We start from the raw sequence: 16,229 nt of genomic DNA, 5'->3' as shown, positions 1-16,229 counted from the left end.
GTGGAGTAGCAGCGCGCGTTTAGTTCGGGGTGCAATCGTTATATTTTCAGTTCTATAACCATCGAACTTAATTACGACGGCTCTAGCCTCCGCAGGAATGGACTTCCAGGAAAAATTTGCTGCCTTCCTTTTCCCTATCACTCACGAGCGGTTTCCAGATGTCGATCTACCAATTTCTATTAACGCTGGTTCAAACACGATCTCCTGAAGAAGTCTTACAGCAGTTTTGTACCTTATTTTTTGATTATCGAGTCAATGCGGAGAATGCTGACGCGATCGAGGAGCTTTCTTTACTGCTGGCTGCTAACAACCAACAAGAGTTTCTCGGCACGCTCAAACGCTGCTGCTATATCTTAATTAATAACTGGGAAACCAAGCGAGACCCCGATTGCATCCAGCAGTTAATTGATTCTTTTCAGTGCGATCGCAATTTTCGGGCCGCCTCTTCTGCTAAAAAAGCCCGCTTGCACGCTTGGATAAACACCTTTCGCAGCAGCAAAGACTATGAAGATTTAAGATTTTATACCCAAAAATACTGTAAATGTGAGGTTAAAGAAGTCAGCGAACGACACTGGAGCGATCGCTACACCGCCTATCGCTTAGTCGCTCAGTACGCCAACGAAACCAACTCCCCCGAACAGCGACAAGCCGCCTTAACCCTCTCCCAAACCTTAAAAAATAAGTTCAAATTCGATCTGGCCATGTATGCGACGCGATCGCAGTTAGCCACCTACCGTAATAAATCCCTTAAAAATCCAACCCACCTGGGCGAAAATGTCCTCAGAATTATCAAAAAAATTGTTTTGAGAAAAGGCTATTTTAATTACGCAAATTTAGCCAATATTTTTATAAGACAAACTCAAGATTGTCAATTTAAAATTTTCAAAGAAGCATTACAGCGCTATCTCTTCTTCGCCTTAGATTCTCGACCTAAAATGGAACGATTCCAGGAGAAAATAGCTCAAAAAATGCAGGAAATCTATAGCGACTACGAAGACGACATTATCGATAAAGCCTTATATCTCCGAACGTGCAACCGCACCATAGATTTTTTAACGACGGAATCCGGAAAAACGCCCTCCGATATTTTTCATTACTTGTGGCTAGAAAGCAGTCCTTTAACGCTTGTAACTCTCCTCCTCAAAATAGTTCTCATTTGCCCAAACGCGCGCACTCACCTCGAAACGCGCATTGCAGAATTAATTGAAATTCATCAAAACCTTCCGGAAGAAGATTGTGCTTGGGCGATCAATTTTTTCGAGATTTTTAAAATTGCCTTTGCGATTTACGCCGATAACGATGTTCGGTACGACCTGATTCGGATGAAAGTAGAAAACGCATCTCCTCATAGCTGGTTTGAAGAAACCGCTCTGGATTCATACCATATTTACTCTCAATGTTTTGAATATTGGAACGCTAAGGCTTTTAGGGCGAACGGCGATCGCGACTTTCCAGAAAGCTATCTCGCATAATTCGTAATTCCATTATCCCGTCCCCTGCGACTGATGGCTGATGGCTGATGGCTGAATAACGGTCGGCAGTTCGCGATACACTATTAGACGGTAAACTGTCCATCGTCCATGTACCTCAAAAACTTGCATCTGCGCGGTTTTCGGAACTACAGCGACCAAACGGTTGAATTTGAGTCCCGCAAAACCATCATTGTGGGGGATAACGCACAGGGCAAGTCAAACTTGTTAGAAGCGATTGAATTGCTCGCTACCCTGAAAAGTCATCGAACGGCGCGCGATCGCGATTTAGTGCGCGAACAAGACAGCGAAGGACGCATCCAAGCCACCGTCGCGAGGGCTTACGGCGAAGCAGAACTCGCGCTAACGCTGCGCAAAAAAGGACGACGTACCGTTCGCCTCAATAGCGAAATACTCCGCCGCCAAATCGATTTTCTCGGTTTACTCAACGCTGTCGAATTCTCCAGTCTCGACCTCGATCTCGTGCGCGGCAGCCCAGAAAGCCGACGCAACTGGCTTGACGCTCTCCTGGTGCAACTCGAACCGATCTACGCTCATATCTTGCAGCAATACCACCAAGTGCTGCGCCAGCGCAACGCCCTGCTCAAAAAAATTCGCGATGACCGTCCCGGTAAAGAGGAACTCATCGCCCAACTTCCGTTATGGGATGTGCAGTTAGCGGCAAGCGGTTCTCGCGTTACGCGGCGGCGCGCCCGCGTTATCGAGCGCCTCGCACCCCTCGCGCGCGCTTGGCACGCCAGCATCAGCGGTGCAACCGAAGTTCTCGAAATCGAATATCTCCCCAACGTTCGTTCCTCGCAAGACCATCCCGAAAGCGTTCAGCAGTCGTTCCTAGAGAAACTCGAACAGCGTCGCATTGCCGAACAACAACTCGGCACTTCCGTTGTCGGGCCACACCGCGATGAAGTCGAGTTGAGCATTGACCGAACGCCAGCGCGCTTTTATGGTTCCCAAGGTCAGCAGCGAACCTTGGTTCTCGCGCTCAAGTTAGCTGAGTTAAAACTGATTGAAGAAGTTGTCGGCGAACCGCCGTTATTGCTGCTTGATGACGTACTGGCAGAACTCGACCTCAAACGGCAGAATCAATTGCTAGAGGCGATTCAAGATCGATTTCAAACGCTGATTACGACGACTCACGCCGATTCTTTTGGGGCGCATTGGCAGTTGGATTCGCAAATTCTTTCGGTGGAAGCGGGGAAAATTAGAGTTTGTTGAGTTTATCTAAGATTTCACCCAAGAAGGGCAACGCTACCCTACCTCTGTTTAATACTCCCTCTCACCTCGTCAGCCCATCTCAATCTCGGGTTTTCAATTGGGCTTCGTAGCTATTAATTTTGCTGTTGAGTTCGCGAATGCGGCGCGAAAGACTGCGAGTAATATTGATGGCAATTTCTGGGGTTTCTTCGATCGCGTCGGTTAATTGCAACTGATTGAGCGTGAGACAATCGCAGTTTTCTGTGGTTGTGACGGAGGCAGAGCGGGGTTCTGCATCGAAAAGGGCCATTTCGCCGAAAAAAGTGCCTTTATCGAGGTGAGCGAGGTCGCGTTCGCCGACATGAACGCGCACTCGTCCCGAAACGACGATATAGAGCGATCGCCCTTCTTCTCCTTGCTCGAAAATCGTGTGGTTGGCCGGAAAAGAGAGTTCGTCCATAGCCGAGGCTAATTTGACTAAAAATTCATCCCGCAAATCCTGAAAGATGGAGACGCGCCTGATAAATAATAAGCGATCGAAGCTACTTAGCATTTTGATTTCAATCGTGATTCATGGGAAGAGTCTGGCTCTATTTTCGCGGGACTGGCAAATCATGGCTGCCTCCACTTCACCTTGGAGAACGGAATGACGGGTCGGTCTATCGCCCTCCACGGGAGCGCAATACAGCAAATAATAGCATTAGGGTAACAGCAACAGCTAAACGGAAAAGGGCGATGAGAAACGACCGTGAAACGCCGTTTGAGCCTCCTCATCCCTCTTCTCCATCTTTCGGAACTTCTAGCTTCTTCGCTTCGCCCTTTAAGAGGCTGCCCCCAATTCTGCGTTGAGGTTATCGACTTGGGCGGCAACCAAGGGATCCGGATCGTTTTTCAACAGGGGCAGAAGTTCCAAACAGGTTCTCGGACTGGCTTCTTTGAGGTAAGCGAGAACGGCTTCGCGCACGAAACTGCTCGGGTGGGTCAAGCAGATTAAAATGGCTTCTTTGGCAACCGGCCAACGCTGCGATCGCGCGGCGTGGAAACAGCAAGCCACCGACCAATCGGAGAGGAAGTGACGCAACTCTAAAAGGCGGCGCAGGCGATCGCTGGGACTTAGAGGCTGGTAGGGCATGAGTTCGGCTAAATCTTTAATCCGCTCTTTTATCGGTCGTCTTTCTAACACTCGAATGAGAACCTGTTTTTGAGGCAGGTCGATGGTATTATCCAAAATTTCTAAGCCCAAGGCGACGCTGTTTTCAGATTCCGAATCGAGGTTAATAATCGCTGCTTGAATGGCATTAAAGGGGTAGAGAAACTGCATTAACAAAAAGCAGCGATCGAAGATATCTTTTTGCATTCCCTCGAGGGCTGCTCGCAGTAAATCTCCCTCGCGTCCCGGTAAGGCTTTCGGGCTGAAATCGAGGAAGGCGGCAAAAACTTGCGCCAGCAGGAGCATTTCTTGCTCGACTAACTGTTCGATCCCGCTGCGTCCCAAGCGTTCTAGGGTGGCTTCAATGCCGCGATCGCCAGCGACTTTTAACAGAATCCGTAAAAGGTTGCGGCGGCTGGTTCCCCAACTCGATAGCACTTGCGGAACTAAGGTATTGAGGGCGAGATCGCTGCCGATTTCCGCGATCGCGGTTCCGGCTTGCGATCGCACGAAGTCCGGTTTGCGCGGATCCTCCACTAACGCCGCCAATAGCGGTAGCGCTTCATCTCCCAACGCGGCGAGCGATCGCTTAGCCGCCGCTCGCGTCGATTTGTAGTACAGTCCTTTAATCAAAGATGGATAATAATCTTGCAAGCGCTTAGCCGCGATCGCTTCGAGCAAAGCACAACGCACGCGCGCCGACTCATCTTGCAATAAATCGTTAATATAGCGCCGCAACACTTCCCCATCCGCCTCGGTATTTTGCAACGCTTGCGTCGCGATCGTGCGTTCCCGTTCGCGCGGCGATCGCCACATGGTCTCCAACGTCGCCAGCGCTTGCGCCTTCTCCGACGGTTTGCCCCGCCCGACAATCAAACCCGCCGCCGTTCCGCGCACGATCGCATCAACGCGATCGTGTAAATACGGCTGAAGCGTCCGCGTCTCTAACTCCGGCTGCGACAGCCAAACGTAGCGAAGCGCCATTGCCAACACTTCCAAGCTCGGCTTTTGCTCCAGCAACCGCTGTACATCCCCCAAATAAGCCGCATTCGGAGCCTTTAACATCACCTCCATACTCTCCCGCTGCAATCCCGGCGAGAACCCCGCCAAACGCGGCGCGAGAATTTCTCCCGCACTCGCCGGATCGATGCGCGCCAGCAACTCCACGCAAGAACGCTGGTCTTCTTCCGTCGTTTTCCGATCCAACGATTCAATAATCGCCCGCTTAAACGCTTTCAAATCCACATTCGCGAAGCCCAATCGACCTTGTTCGGCGCTTTGCACCAACAAACTCACATAGCTCGCGCGCAAAAACCAAGCGCAAGAAGCCCAACACAGCGAAAACAGAATAATTGCACCAATAAAAATCCCACCTTGAATTTTGTGGAGATCCGTTTCGGGACGACCCAAATTGAAATGGGAAATTGCCCAGATTCCAGCGGCCAAACTCACCCCCGTCAGCCCCGTCGAAAGCGGTTCGGCGATTCCTTGCACTCGCGCTTGCACGGCGCTGCGAATCTCCGCCGGTAGGGGTTGAAACAGAAACGGTTCGATCCCTGCAATCAGCGTATAGCGCAACAATTCGTCGAAGAACTTCAAGCCCACCGCCCCTAAAAATAGAATTTGGGCGCTATCGAGTTCCAAAATCGATGACATATCGAGCAGGACAATCGCAAATCCCAGGGTAGACAGGGAGATCGGCAAAAACATCGCCGCCACAAACACTCCCAAGCGCTCCACCGCGCGCGACGAGACAAACCATTGGGCTGTCAGTTCAAAGATGCCCAAAGAACCGGAGAACAGCCCTAAAAACGCGGCTAATTTCGTTTCATCGCTATAAACCGTTTCCAGTTCCCCAAAAAATTGGAATTCTACCAGCAAAAATAAAATTTCCCCCAAGATAAAAAAGGCAAACAGGGGAATAATGTATTTGCGAAGCGTCCGATTGCCGCGACGATTGGCGTAATCGGGCTGAAGTTCGTCGAATTCTCGGACGGGCGTATCGGGAAAGGCTTGTTTGTAGCGCCGACTTAAGAATTGCAATAAACCGCCGCCAATCAAGATAGTAACCGCAGCCACTAAAATCGTATTTTTTAAACCGACCAGAAAGACGATAACCGGCAGGGAAAACCCAGAAATTACGTCCCCTACCAGCAAACCGCTGGAGATAATCGGGTAGGTTCGTTTGATTTCCCGAATGTTGAAGAGTTGGTTGGCCGCGACTTGAGAGTTAAGGTCGTTGAGGATTTCTTCGGCATCCATCCACAAGCGCAGGGCGAAGGCGGTTCCCACCGCAAAGAGTCCGTTGAAGGCGTTAATTTCAAAGCCGATGCGGAAAAAGATTAGGGGAATGGTCATCAGCAGGGAGATGATGCCGAAGACTCGCTTGAGAGCTAAGTTATTTTGCAACCAGGAGTAGAGCAATCCCAAACTAGACCCCATGAGGGCGCTGGCGATATAGATAATCGGCAACCCTTCGGCTCCAAATTTTTGGAGGAAAAGGGCGATGGTGGCTTGCTCGAGCCATAGCATTCCGACAGAGGTTGCCGTGTAGAAGGCGAACATAAGTAAAGTTCGTTCGCCTTCTTCGGGACGGAGGTTGAAGATTTTGAGAAGCTTTTGCTCCCAGGTAGCTTTACTGCGTGCGCTCTTTGACTTCATAAGATAGGGTATCGCGAGTCGGTTGCCCGGTTTGTTCGCTGTTAGGAATGGCTATCCCGCGCTCTTGCTGTTGCTTGTTGGGTAAGGAATAGCGAAGACTCCGCACCGCTAAACCCGCCCAACCCGCGATGCACGAACCCGGTCGATTTATTTTTTTGGGGAAAGCAACATCATCATGTTACGACCTTCCCGTTTGGGTGCTTGTTGCAATTCTGCCACTTCTTGGAGATCTTCGGCCATGCGCTTGAGGAGATCTTCGGCGAGATTAGTGTGTTGGATTTCTCGCCCCCGGAAGGTTACGGTTGCTTTGACTTTATCGCCGGATTGGAGGAAGCGGCGCGCGCTATTTACGCGGACTTGATAGTCGTGGTCGTCGATTTTGTATCGCATTTTAACTTCTTTGACATCAGCATTGTGCTGTCTTTTTTTAGCTTCACGCTCCTTTTTTTCTTTTTCGTACTTGAATTTGCCGTAATCCATGATTTTGCAGACGGGCGGATCCGATTTGTCGCTGACGAGGACGAGATCGAGACCTTTTTCTTCTGCTAAACGCCGAGCTTCTTCGGAGGTGATGACTCCCAATTGTCCGCCATCGGTGTCGATGACTCGAATGTGGGGATAACGAATTCTTTCATTGATTTGAGGCAGATCGCGACGAGTTTTGTTATCTTTCACAGGCGTAGATTTTGAAGTCTGTAGTTTTTAGGTGATTTTAAAGTTAAGGTGTTTATTGATGGAGCCTTCGCCCGAACGGGGTGCGACTCCCTGAGACTCCATTATGGTAGCTCAACTTTTCTCTGCGAGAATAGAGCAAAACGTCTGGTTTTTCGGGAGGGTTCTGCGGGTCGGAGAAGGTGCGATCGCGTTAGAGAGACGGTCAAGTAAAAAGCCTTGACAAAAGAGCAGGTTTATGTACATTTCAACAAGTCAACTTCCATCTCCAGAAGCCAGTCCAATGCGTCCACCGTCTTGGAATCCCTCTATCCCTTTATCTGCTACCGAGCAAAAAGTGGCTCGAGGTCTACGGACAGCGAAGCTTTTCCTGTTTCTCAGACAAATTCGTCATCAACTGTTTGACGAAGAATTACAAACTCAATTAGCGAGTTCCAACAACAGGACTTAGTTTGAAGATCGTAGCGGAGCCAACATTGACTAAGTTATTAAAAATATTTTGACAAATACAAACAAGTCTAGTGAGTCAAACAAAAATGACTCGATTGGAAATAAAATGCTGAAAAATATAAAAATAGCTTTTTTCTGCTTTTTGCTTTTATTTGTTATTCTGACAATCGTGCATTGCTTCCCGATCTATCAAGGAGATGGAGAGTTAGGGCAAAATCGAAAGTTGAGTTTTTATCCAATTTATGAAATATATTTCACTCCCTTCCCTTTAAAAGCCGGAAAAATTACTATGAATTATCATTTTCGAGGAGTAGAATCCGGTAACTTGACTACAAGATTGTACGTTCTTTCTGAATCGAATCAACAAATTCGATTTAGAGGAGACCAGCCAAGCCCATATTTTCTAGACGATTTAAAGATAGCTATTGAGCTTCGAGAAAATGGACAAGAAGTTCTTGACTTGCCGCAAGTGGGTTTGATATTTGGAGGTACTCTATATTACCTAGCGACTCACCACCAGCATCTCGTTATTCCATTTTCTAGCACAGCAACCTACGACCTAAAAATTATGCTGAAAGTCCCCAAGAATCCACCGATTCCTCTCAGAATGCAATTTTCCCTAAGTCATGGTCATGGTTGTCCCATACAAGGTTGTAAAGAAGTAGGATGGGAGGATTTACTCAAGAAATGAAGATTGCTATAAGCCTGCTCATGCTTCAAATTAATTAACTCCCCACCCTATTGAAAAATGCCCCTAAAAACCCTCAACCTCAACCTCAAGCTTGGCACCGCCATCCAAGCCCACCCCCTCACCACCAGCCCCAACTACCGCCGCATTGCTGCTCGGCGAATTCAACCTGCTGATTCCCGAAAACGCTTTGGAAATGCCACTGGGTTGCAAACGCCCCTAAACCGACTGCGTGGGGTTTAGCTGTTCTGCCTGGAATAGCTGCTCTACTAGGTCTTCGATTAATTGACCAGCGCCCTGTATAGTTAATCGATTTTGATATCAGAGCGCAAAAAATTGTTTTTTTTGACAGTCATGATTATAGAAATTCAAGAAAAAATTGAAGAAGCTATTAGTTCGGGTCAAGAAATACAGATGAGGGAGTGTGCTGACGCAATTTCATCCACGATCTCGCACCTGAGTTACTTTCCCGACCGATATTTCAATTTAATCCTCGATCTTCTCAAAAAAGAAGCTTTCTTGAAAGCTAAAAGCTCATACCATTTTTTATTCATATTAGAGTTAGGAAACTGGCACACTATCTCTGAAAAACAGAAAGAGGAACTTTTACCGCTTCTCAATAATTCCTATGGCTTATTTGCCGATTGGATGTCTTGCTTCGTAATTACAGAGTTGCTCGGAGAATGCTATGCAAACGAAGCGGCTCTAAATATTCTGTGCCGCCTCAAAAAGACTGAAGCAGAAACTCCTCGATCGTTAGTTCCTCATGGATTTCAGCATTTTATTACTGATTCCGACGATCCAAAACTCGTAAAAAAAGCTTATGAAGAACTGTTACAGATGAAAGAAGACTCTTCCGAAAAAGTCCGCGATGAGGTAAATGAGCATTTACGGATCGTAGCAAATCGAGGAAAAATTCCCTACTAAACCCTAAAATTCAAGAACGTTTCCCCATCCAAAAATGCCCCTAAAAACCCTCAGCCCCAACTACTGGTCTGTCATGCTGAGATTGACGGATATAATCGAGTCAATTGGCTAACACTCATCAAATCCTATTATCCGCCATTATTTCTTTGACAGACCACTACCGCCGCATCGCTCGAAAACGCTCTGGAAATGCCACTGGGTCGAGAAATGATCCGGAGGATAGTTACGATGAAAAGCCGCCCTAGAAGGGCAGGGCTTTAAACCCATTTTTCTGGTAAAACATCATGAAGTTAGAAGAATTCACAAGTCGATCTATGCACTGGCCGCAACGGATCGGACAGCAACGGGATTGGGTCTGGCGCGGTTGGCAGACTCGTTATAGTTTCCAGCGGGCAACGCAGAGTTCGACTCGTCCGCCGTTGCTGTTAATTCACGGGTTTGGGGCGGCGATCGAGCATTGGCGTAAAAATATTCCGATTTTGAGCCGGACGCATACGGTTTATGCTTTGGATTTGCTGGGTTTTGGGGCGAGTCGGAAGGTGGCGGCGGACTTCGGGACTGAGTTGTGGGCGGCGCAGGTTTACGATTTTTGGCGGACTTTTGTGGGCGAACCGATGGTATTGGTGGGGAATTCGGTGGGTTCGTTGGTATGTTTGGCGGCGGCGGCGCGCCATCCGGAGATGGTGGCGGGAATCGTGCTGTTGAATGTGCCGGATGTCTCGCTGCGTCAGGCGGCGCTTCCGGCTTGGCTGGCCCCTATCGTTACGGGGTTGGAAAATGCGATCGCGTCCCCAACCGTTCTCAAGCTGTTGCTGCGGGTTTTGCGTCGTCCGGTCAATATCCGACGCTGGGCGGGGTTTGCTTACGAGGATAATAGCGCGATCGACGAAGAATTACTCTCGATTCTCTCTGCCCCTGCCTACGATGAAGGCGCGGGCGATACGTTCTCATCGCTATTTCGAGCCGTTCGCCAGCCGCAATTTGCCCTGCCGACGGTGGAATTGTTGCCCGCTCTGGATTTGCCGATTTTGTTGCTGTGGGGAACGCGCGATCGCATGGTTCCTTTCGCTCTGGCTCGAGCTTTCCTCGAACTCAATCCCCGTTTAGAGTTTGTCGAACTCGAGGCCGCCGGTCACTGTCCCCACGATGAATGTCCGGATCGGTTCAACGCCCTACTACTCGACTGGTTGAAGGCGGTGGGATTGTAGGAAAAATTCACGCCAGCAACTGCTGAATATCGCTTATAATGGAAAACTTTGACTTTCCTCAAACCCGCACTATGAAACATACCCTCTCCGTTCTCGTTCAAGACGAAGCTGGCGTTCTCAGTCGCATCGCTGGCTTGTTTGCCCGTCGCGGTTTCAATATTGAAAGTTTAGCGGTCGGCCCCGGCGAACAGGTGGGAATTTCCCGCATTACAATGGTCGTTCCCGGCGATGAAGCTGTCATCGAACAATTGATCAAACAACTCTATAAATTAGTCAGCGTTCTTAAAGTTCAAGATCTCACGCTTACGCCCTGCGTCGAACGCGAATTAATGCTCCTCAAAGTGAATGCTACTGCCTCGAATCGCGCCGAAGCGATCGAACTGGCCAACGTCTTCCGCGCTCGCATTGTTGATATTTCTGAAGAAACATTGACAATTGAAGTGGTCGGGGATCCGGGTAAAATGGTCGCGATCGTACAAATGCTAAACAAGTTCGGTATTCGAGAAGTCGCCCGCACTGGTAAAATTGTTCTGGCTCGCGAGTCTGGCGTTAACACCGAATATCTGAAATCTTTGGAGGCGAAAGTCTGAACTTCAAGGGAAATTGCTTAGGGGGAAATCCGTACTTTGGAGCGCGCGATGCTTGCGCGCGCTTCTTTAGAGGATGTTCGTAGTGGAAGCAACTATTGATTCAGTCTGCATTAGGGGACTGCGATCCGTTAAAATTTACTATGTCCCCAACTTGTCTTGATAGATATCAGCGTGAAGAGCAAAATGACTTACTTAGCCCAGCCTCTCGCTCAAACTCTGGGTTTCGACCTTGCCTCGCTCAATCGCAAATTCGATCGCGCTTACCCGAAAGAAATCCTCACTTGGTGCGCGCTTAATATCCCCGAAGGCTTGGTGCAGGTTAGCAATTTTAACCTCGAAGATGTGGCGATCGCTGACTTACTGTACCGTCAGATTAAGCCCATTGCTCGAATTCCGGTTCTCTTTGTCGATACGCTCTATCATTTCTCGGAAACTCTCGATTTTGTCGAGCAAGTACAGCACCTATACGATCTCGACTTGCACGTTTACAAGACCAAAGATTGTTCTTCTCGTAAAACCTTTGCTGCTAAATATGGCGGAATGCTTTGGGAAAACGATTGGGAAAAGTTCCACTATCTCACTAAGGTGGAACCCTTACAACGCGGATTGGATGACCTCGAAGCGGTTGCTTGGATTAGCGGACGGCAGCGCACGCCCCTGCGGGGAACGTTCCAAGATTGCGCGCCGACTCATGCCAACCTTCCGATCTTTGAATGGGATAAACAAGGACGATTGAAAATTAATCCTCTGGCAAACTGGAGTCGCACCGAAAGCTGGGCCTACGTTTACGAAAACGATACGATCTATAATCCCCTACACGATCGCGGTTATCCCCGCATTGATGACGAACCTCTCACCTTTGAGGTTAACGATCCTGAAAAGGAAAGCCTCAAGCATTGGCACGACAGTGAGAAAACGGAAGCGTTCGTTCACAGTCACTTTTAATCGCTGACCCCTGTCAAATTTTCGCTCTGGCAATCCGATGTAGCTAAGGATTTGTAATTTGGAGAGCTAGTTCAGTAGGATAGCTTGACAAAAAGCACGTATTGTGGTTCGATTCTCGAACGAGATTTCTGTCTTAGAGTGGTATTGGTTTGGGTTAGCTCGAATCTCAACAAGGTAGGGGCGAAGGGTTATTCGCCCCTACAATACTCCAGCAGTTTCAGAAAAAATGACCGTACTTCGTAACTTCAGCAAACAACTCGTTCATCTCTGGAAAAAGTACGTTAGCGCTCAACTATTTCCCCTATTTACGGCGATTGAAATCGCAGGTTTGGGGATTGCCGGGATCGCGCTTTGGGGGTTTGGCAAGATTGCCGATGAAGTCATGGAACAGGAAACTCAAGCCTTTGATACGAGCATTTTAGAAGCGATCGCGCGTTTCCATTCTCCGGTTCTCAATAGCATCATGATTTTCATCACGACGATTGGGGAACCCACAGTTTTGCTCGTTCTGGCCTTAATTTTAGCGATCGTCTTACTGGCAGTACAAGAACGCCGCGAAGCCTTAATGCTCGCGATCGCCTCTGGGGGAGGACTCGCCCTCAACTTCGCGCTCAAAGCCGCTTTCAATCGCGCCCGCCCCGAACTCTGGGATCGCATCGTCGATGTCAGCTTTAAAAGCTTTCCCAGCGGTCACGCTACCATGTCCCTCGTCGTTTACGGCGCGATCGGCTACGGATTAGCGCGCCAATTTCCCGCTTGGCAAAAGCTTATTGCAACGATTACCGTTCTACTCGTCAGCGCGATCGGCTTCAGTCGCCTCTATCTCGGCGTACACTGGCCCACCGATGTCATTGCCGGTTACGCCACCGGACTCGTTTGGCTCATTGCCTGCATTCTCACCCTCGAAATTTCTAGCCGTTACTCCTCCGGAAAAGAGACTAATCCCAACGCCTAATTTTAAGATTATCTAGAACAAAAAACTATTTTTTCAGCAATCGCGATCGCCTTCAAAAAAATATTTTCAGAAACTTAATTAAAATTCTTAAACTCGTTCATAATCCTTGAAACCTTCCTATCTGGGGCTTTCAATTCATAAAACTCATTTAAAAGCTTAAGAAAAGTATAAAAATACCTAGCCTCTCCAAAAAGTGTTTTTTAAATAAAAATAATCCATAAAAAATTTGGAGAATTATGGTTTCCGCTCCAGAAAAACAAATTTCCCTTAACCAGCACGCGCCTCTATCAGAAGACGAACTTCACAAAACTAACGCTTACTGGCGCGCCTGCAACTATCTCGCCGCAGGCATGATTTACCTGCGTGCCAATCCCCTCCTCAAAGAACCCCTCAAACCCGAACACATCAAATACCGCCTCCTCGGACACTGGGGTTCCAGTCCCGGCTTGAGCTTCATCTACGTCCACCTCAACCGCCTCATTAAAAAATACGACCTCAACGCCATCTACATCGCCGGTCCCGGCCACGGTGCGCCCGGAATCCTCGCACCCGTCTACCTCGAAGGCACTTACTCCGAAACCTATCCAGACAAAAGCGAAGACGAAGAAGGGATGCAGCGCTTCTTCAAACAATTCTCCTTCCCCGGCGGTATCGGCAGTCACGTCACCCCCGAAACCCCCGGTTCCATCCACGAAGGCGGCGAACTCGGCTACAGTCTCTCCCACGCCTTCGGTGCAGCTTTCGACAATCCCGATTTAATTGTTACCTGCGTTGTCGGCGATGGCGAAGCCGAAACCGGAGCCTTAGCGACCTCTTGGCATTCCAACAAATACCTCAACCCCATTCGCGATGGTGCCGTTCTCCCCATCCTCCACCTCAACGGTTACAAAATCGCCAATCCCACTCTTTTAGCGCGCATTTCTCACGACGAACTCGAAGCCCTCTTTAAAGGCTACGGCTATACCCCTTACTTCGTCGAAGGTTCCGAACCTGAAGCCATGCACCAACAGATGGCAGCGGTGATGGAACATTGCATCGAAGAGATTCGCACCATCCAAGAAGAAGCGCGACGTACCGGCAATCCCAAACGCCCGCACTGGCCGATGATTGTTTTGCGAAGTCCCAAAGGTTGGACGGGACCGGATTCCGTAGACGGGCGCAAGGTTGAAGGGTTCTGGCGCGCCCACCAAGTACCGATGGGCGAAATGCACAGCAACCTCGACCACGTTAAACTGCTCGAGCAGTGGATGAAGAGTTACAAACCCGAAGAACTTTTCGACGAAAATGGAACCTTAATTCCGGAGTTGAAGGAGTTAGCCCCCGTCGGCGTTCGTCGTATGAGTGCCAATCCCATCGCGAATGGCGGTTTCGTTCGCAAAAAATTGCGACTGCCTAACTTTATCGATTACGCGATCGCGGTGAAAGAACCGGGCAAAATTGAAGTGGAAAATACCGCCATTCTCGGCAAATTTTTGCGCGATGTGATGGCGAAGAATATGCACAATTTCCGCGTCTTCGGCCCGGATGAAACAGCATCTAATCGCCTCGGTGCAATCTTTGAAGTCACTAAGAAAACGTGGTTAGCTGAGTATTTACCGGAAGACGAAGGCGGTTCTTTGCTCTCGCCCGACGGCCGCGTTATGGAAATGTTGAGCGAACACACCCTCGAAGGTTGGTTGGAAGGGTATTTATTAACCGGGCGACATGGCTTGTTCCACACTTACGAAGCGTTTGCCCACGTTATCGATTCGATGTTTAACCAACACGCGAAATGGTTGGATATTGCTAAGAATCACGTCCCTTGGCGCGCGCCGGTTTCGTCGTTAAATATCTTACTTTCTTCCGTGGTTTGGCGGCAGGATCATAATGGTTTTTCCCACCAAGATCCGGGCTTTATCGATTTAGTTACGAATAAGAGTGCTGATGTGGTGCGGGTTTATTTACCGCCGGATGCAAATTGTTTGCTGTCGGTTGCGGATCATTGCTTGCGGAGTTCCGATTATGTCAACGTGATTGTCGCCGACAAGCAGATGCACTTGCAGTATTTGCCAATAGAAGATGCGATCGCGCATTGTACCAAGGGCATCGGCATCTGGGAATGGGCTAGCAACGATGACTGCGGCAAAGATCCGGATATTCCCGATGTAGTCATGGCTTGCTGCGGCGACATTCCGACGATGGAATCTCTGGCAGCTACGGCAATTCTTCGCGATGAATTTCCCGATTTGAAGGTGCGGTTTATTAATGTGGTCGATTTGTTCAGATTGCAAGACGAACGCGAACATCCTCACGGAATGAGTCGCCGCGATTTCGAGACTTTATTTACGCCCGATAAGCCGGTTATTTTTAATTTCCACGGCTATCCTTGGTTGATTCATAAATTGGTTTATCGCCATATGAATCAAGACCGAATTCACGTTCGCGGTTATAAGGAGAAGGGGAATATTAATACGCCGTTGGAATTGGCGATTAATAATGAAATCGATCGCTTTAACTTAGTTATTGACGTTATCGATCGCGTTCCTAAGTTGCAATCCGCCGCTGCTTACGTGAAGGAACGCATGAAAAACAACATCATCGAACATCGCAACTATGCACGCTCGCACGGCGTTGATAAGCCGGAGATTGTCAACTGGAAGTGGCCGTATTAAAGGGTTAATGGCGAGCGAACAGCGAACAGTGAGTAGCCCGATTTGCTATTCGCTGTTTGTTGACTATAGCCATCGCCAAGGCAGTTAGGACAAATTTGGGTAGGGGCGAATGGCATTCGCCCGGTTTTCTACCGATCGGATTGTCCTCATCGATGTGTTTGTTGACTAGAAAGCCGGTCAACTACTCAGTCTTGACACAATTACGCTGGTGGGCATTGCCGACTTTATACCCTTTTTTTTAGGTTCAATCCCAGAAATGGCAATGCCCACCCTACTAACATTGGTAAGCTTAGAGAGGCTAGGGTAAAGAATTTTTAATTTTTAATTTTTAATTTTTAATTTTTAATTCTCACCCATTTCTTGAATCGCGACGTAGGGCTGTACGATAATCGCTTTGAAGCGCTTACTCGGATTCTCATTCCACTCGCTCAATTGGTCGAGGGAAGGCTTTTGGATTAACTGACGTTCGATCCAATCTTGGACGCGAGAGACTTCGTTATTAGCGATCGCAACGCCAACATCCAACAAGTCTAACTCCGGCGAGACGACGATCGCGGCATCGCGTTTCGCATGAGGCATAATCCAATCCCACTGTGCTTCGTCAAGGGATTGGGCGATTTCTTCTCTGAGTTCTACAGTCACGGGATT

Annotated in this window: 15 protein-coding genes; 10 read left to right on the top strand and 5 right to left on the bottom strand. The window is 48.7% G+C overall.

What is annotated here, in order from left to right; all coding sequences use genetic code 11:
- Positions 1-158: 158 nt before the first annotated feature.
- Together H6G50_RS14085 and recF are read left to right on the top strand one after the other, a co-directional pair.
- Positions 159-1,472, top strand: a complete 1,314-nt coding sequence (locus H6G50_RS14085; RefSeq protein ID WP_190717312.1) for a hypothetical protein — start codon at positions 159-161, stop codon at positions 1,470-1,472.
- 108 nt (positions 1,473-1,580) lie between these two features.
- Positions 1,581-2,705 carry a DNA replication/repair protein RecF gene (gene recF, locus H6G50_RS14080; RefSeq protein WP_190717310.1) on the top strand — a complete coding sequence of 375 codons (1,125 nt, stop codon included), beginning with the start codon at positions 1,581-1,583 and terminating at the stop codon, positions 2,703-2,705.
- A gap of 79 nt (positions 2,706-2,784) precedes the next feature.
- On the opposite strand, the gene H6G50_RS14075 is transcribed toward recF, so the two are convergent.
- The 4 genes from H6G50_RS14075 to infC all read right to left on the bottom strand — a co-directional run bounded on the left by H6G50_RS14075 (position 2,785) and on the right by infC (position 7,170).
- Positions 2,785-3,237 carry a cyclic nucleotide-binding domain-containing protein gene (locus H6G50_RS14075; protein WP_190717308.1) on the bottom strand — a complete coding sequence of 151 codons (453 nt, stop codon included), beginning with the start codon at positions 3,235-3,237 and terminating at the stop codon, positions 2,785-2,787.
- Between the two features lie 267 nt (positions 3,238-3,504).
- Positions 3,505-6,495 carry an MFS transporter gene (locus H6G50_RS14070; protein WP_190717306.1) on the bottom strand — a complete coding sequence of 997 codons (2,991 nt, stop codon included), beginning with the start codon at positions 6,493-6,495 and terminating at the stop codon, positions 3,505-3,507.
- Positions 6,470-6,601, bottom strand: coding sequence for a hypothetical protein (locus H6G50_RS24445; RefSeq protein ID WP_277882694.1), 132 nt, complete (start codon positions 6,599-6,601; stop codon positions 6,470-6,472). Before H6G50_RS24445 ends, H6G50_RS14070 begins: the two co-directional genes overlap by 26 nt.
- Before the next feature lie 41 nt (positions 6,602-6,642).
- The gene (gene infC, locus H6G50_RS14065) at positions 6,643-7,170 is read right to left on the bottom strand and encodes a translation initiation factor IF-3 (protein ID WP_190717304.1); all 528 of its coding nucleotides are present in this window, start codon (positions 7,168-7,170) and stop codon (positions 6,643-6,645) included.
- Positions 7,171-7,666: 496 nt separating this feature from the next.
- Between infC and H6G50_RS14060 the strand changes: the two genes are divergently transcribed.
- From H6G50_RS14060 to H6G50_RS14025, 8 genes are all read left to right on the top strand, one after another.
- Positions 7,667-8,308: a hypothetical protein gene (locus tag H6G50_RS14060; RefSeq protein WP_190717303.1), complete on the top strand. Its 642-nt coding sequence runs from the start codon at positions 7,667-7,669 to the stop codon at positions 8,306-8,308.
- 57 nt (positions 8,309-8,365) lie between these two features.
- Entirely contained in the window at positions 8,366-8,548 is a 183-nt protein-coding gene (locus tag H6G50_RS14055) for a hypothetical protein (RefSeq protein ID WP_190717301.1), read from the top strand.
- Between the two features lie 111 nt (positions 8,549-8,659).
- On the top strand, positions 8,660-9,232 hold the full coding sequence (locus H6G50_RS14050; RefSeq protein WP_190717299.1) for a hypothetical protein: 573 nt from the start codon (positions 8,660-8,662) through the stop codon (positions 9,230-9,232).
- Positions 9,233-9,546: 314 nt separating this feature from the next.
- Entirely contained in the window at positions 9,547-10,440 is an 894-nt protein-coding gene (locus tag H6G50_RS14045; protein ID WP_242032828.1) for an alpha/beta fold hydrolase, read from the top strand.
- Positions 10,441-10,511: 71 nt separating this feature from the next.
- Positions 10,512-11,030, top strand: coding sequence for an acetolactate synthase small subunit (gene ilvN / locus H6G50_RS14040; protein WP_190717294.1), 519 nt, complete (start codon positions 10,512-10,514; stop codon positions 11,028-11,030).
- 183 nt (positions 11,031-11,213) lie between these two features.
- The gene (locus H6G50_RS14035; protein ID WP_190717292.1) at positions 11,214-11,975 is read left to right on the top strand and encodes a phosphoadenylyl-sulfate reductase; all 762 of its coding nucleotides are present in this window, start codon (positions 11,214-11,216) and stop codon (positions 11,973-11,975) included.
- Positions 11,976-12,201: 226 nt separating this feature from the next.
- Complete coding sequence (locus H6G50_RS14030; RefSeq protein WP_190717290.1) at positions 12,202-12,930, top strand: phosphatase PAP2 family protein; 729 nt, start codon at positions 12,202-12,204, stop codon at positions 12,928-12,930.
- A 236-nt stretch (positions 12,931-13,166) separates the two neighbouring features.
- Positions 13,167-15,581: a phosphoketolase family protein gene (locus H6G50_RS14025; protein ID WP_190717288.1), complete on the top strand. Its 2,415-nt coding sequence runs from the start codon at positions 13,167-13,169 to the stop codon at positions 15,579-15,581.
- Between the two features lie 342 nt (positions 15,582-15,923).
- On the opposite strand, the gene H6G50_RS14020 is transcribed toward H6G50_RS14025, so the two are convergent.
- Entirely contained in the window at positions 15,924-16,223 is a 300-nt protein-coding gene (locus H6G50_RS14020) for a DUF2288 family protein (protein ID WP_190717286.1), read from the bottom strand.
- Between the last annotated feature and the right edge of the window lie 6 nt (positions 16,224-16,229).

This window comes from Oscillatoria sp. FACHB-1406 (assembly GCF_014698145.1).
Classification (GTDB): Bacteria; Cyanobacteriota; Cyanobacteriia; order Cyanobacteriales; family Spirulinaceae; genus FACHB-1406.
Note: the sequence above shows the minus strand (reverse complement) of the source record. Positions and strands in the feature narration are given on the sequence as shown.

What these genes read in the sequence shown, in the direction of transcription:
- H6G50_RS14070 (WP_190717306.1), bottom strand. Translation starts at nt 6,495, where the DNA reads ATGAAGTCAAAGAGCGCACGCAGTAAAGCTACCTGGGAGCAAAAGCTT.
- H6G50_RS14055 (WP_190717301.1), top strand. Translation starts at nt 8,366, where the DNA reads ATGCCCCTAAAAACCCTCAACCTCAACCTCAAGCTTGGCACCGCCATC.
- H6G50_RS14025 (WP_190717288.1), top strand. Translation starts at nt 13,167, where the DNA reads ATGGTTTCCGCTCCAGAAAAACAAATTTCCCTTAACCAGCACGCGCCT.
- recF (WP_190717310.1), top strand. Translation starts at nt 1,581, where the DNA reads ATGTACCTCAAAAACTTGCATCTGCGCGGTTTTCGGAACTACAGCGAC.
- H6G50_RS14030 (WP_190717290.1), top strand. Translation starts at nt 12,202, where the DNA reads ATGACCGTACTTCGTAACTTCAGCAAACAACTCGTTCATCTCTGGAAA.
- H6G50_RS14085 (WP_190717312.1), top strand. Translation starts at nt 159, where the DNA reads ATGTCGATCTACCAATTTCTATTAACGCTGGTTCAAACACGATCTCCT.
- H6G50_RS14035 (WP_190717292.1), top strand. Translation starts at nt 11,214, where the DNA reads ATGACTTACTTAGCCCAGCCTCTCGCTCAAACTCTGGGTTTCGACCTT.
- H6G50_RS14075 (WP_190717308.1), bottom strand. Translation starts at nt 3,237, where the DNA reads ATGCTAAGTAGCTTCGATCGCTTATTATTTATCAGGCGCGTCTCCATC.
- H6G50_RS14050 (WP_190717299.1), top strand. Translation starts at nt 8,660, where the DNA reads ATGATTATAGAAATTCAAGAAAAAATTGAAGAAGCTATTAGTTCGGGT.
- ilvN (WP_190717294.1), top strand. Translation starts at nt 10,512, where the DNA reads ATGAAACATACCCTCTCCGTTCTCGTTCAAGACGAAGCTGGCGTTCTC.
- H6G50_RS14045 (WP_242032828.1), top strand. Translation starts at nt 9,547, where the DNA reads ATGCACTGGCCGCAACGGATCGGACAGCAACGGGATTGGGTCTGGCGC.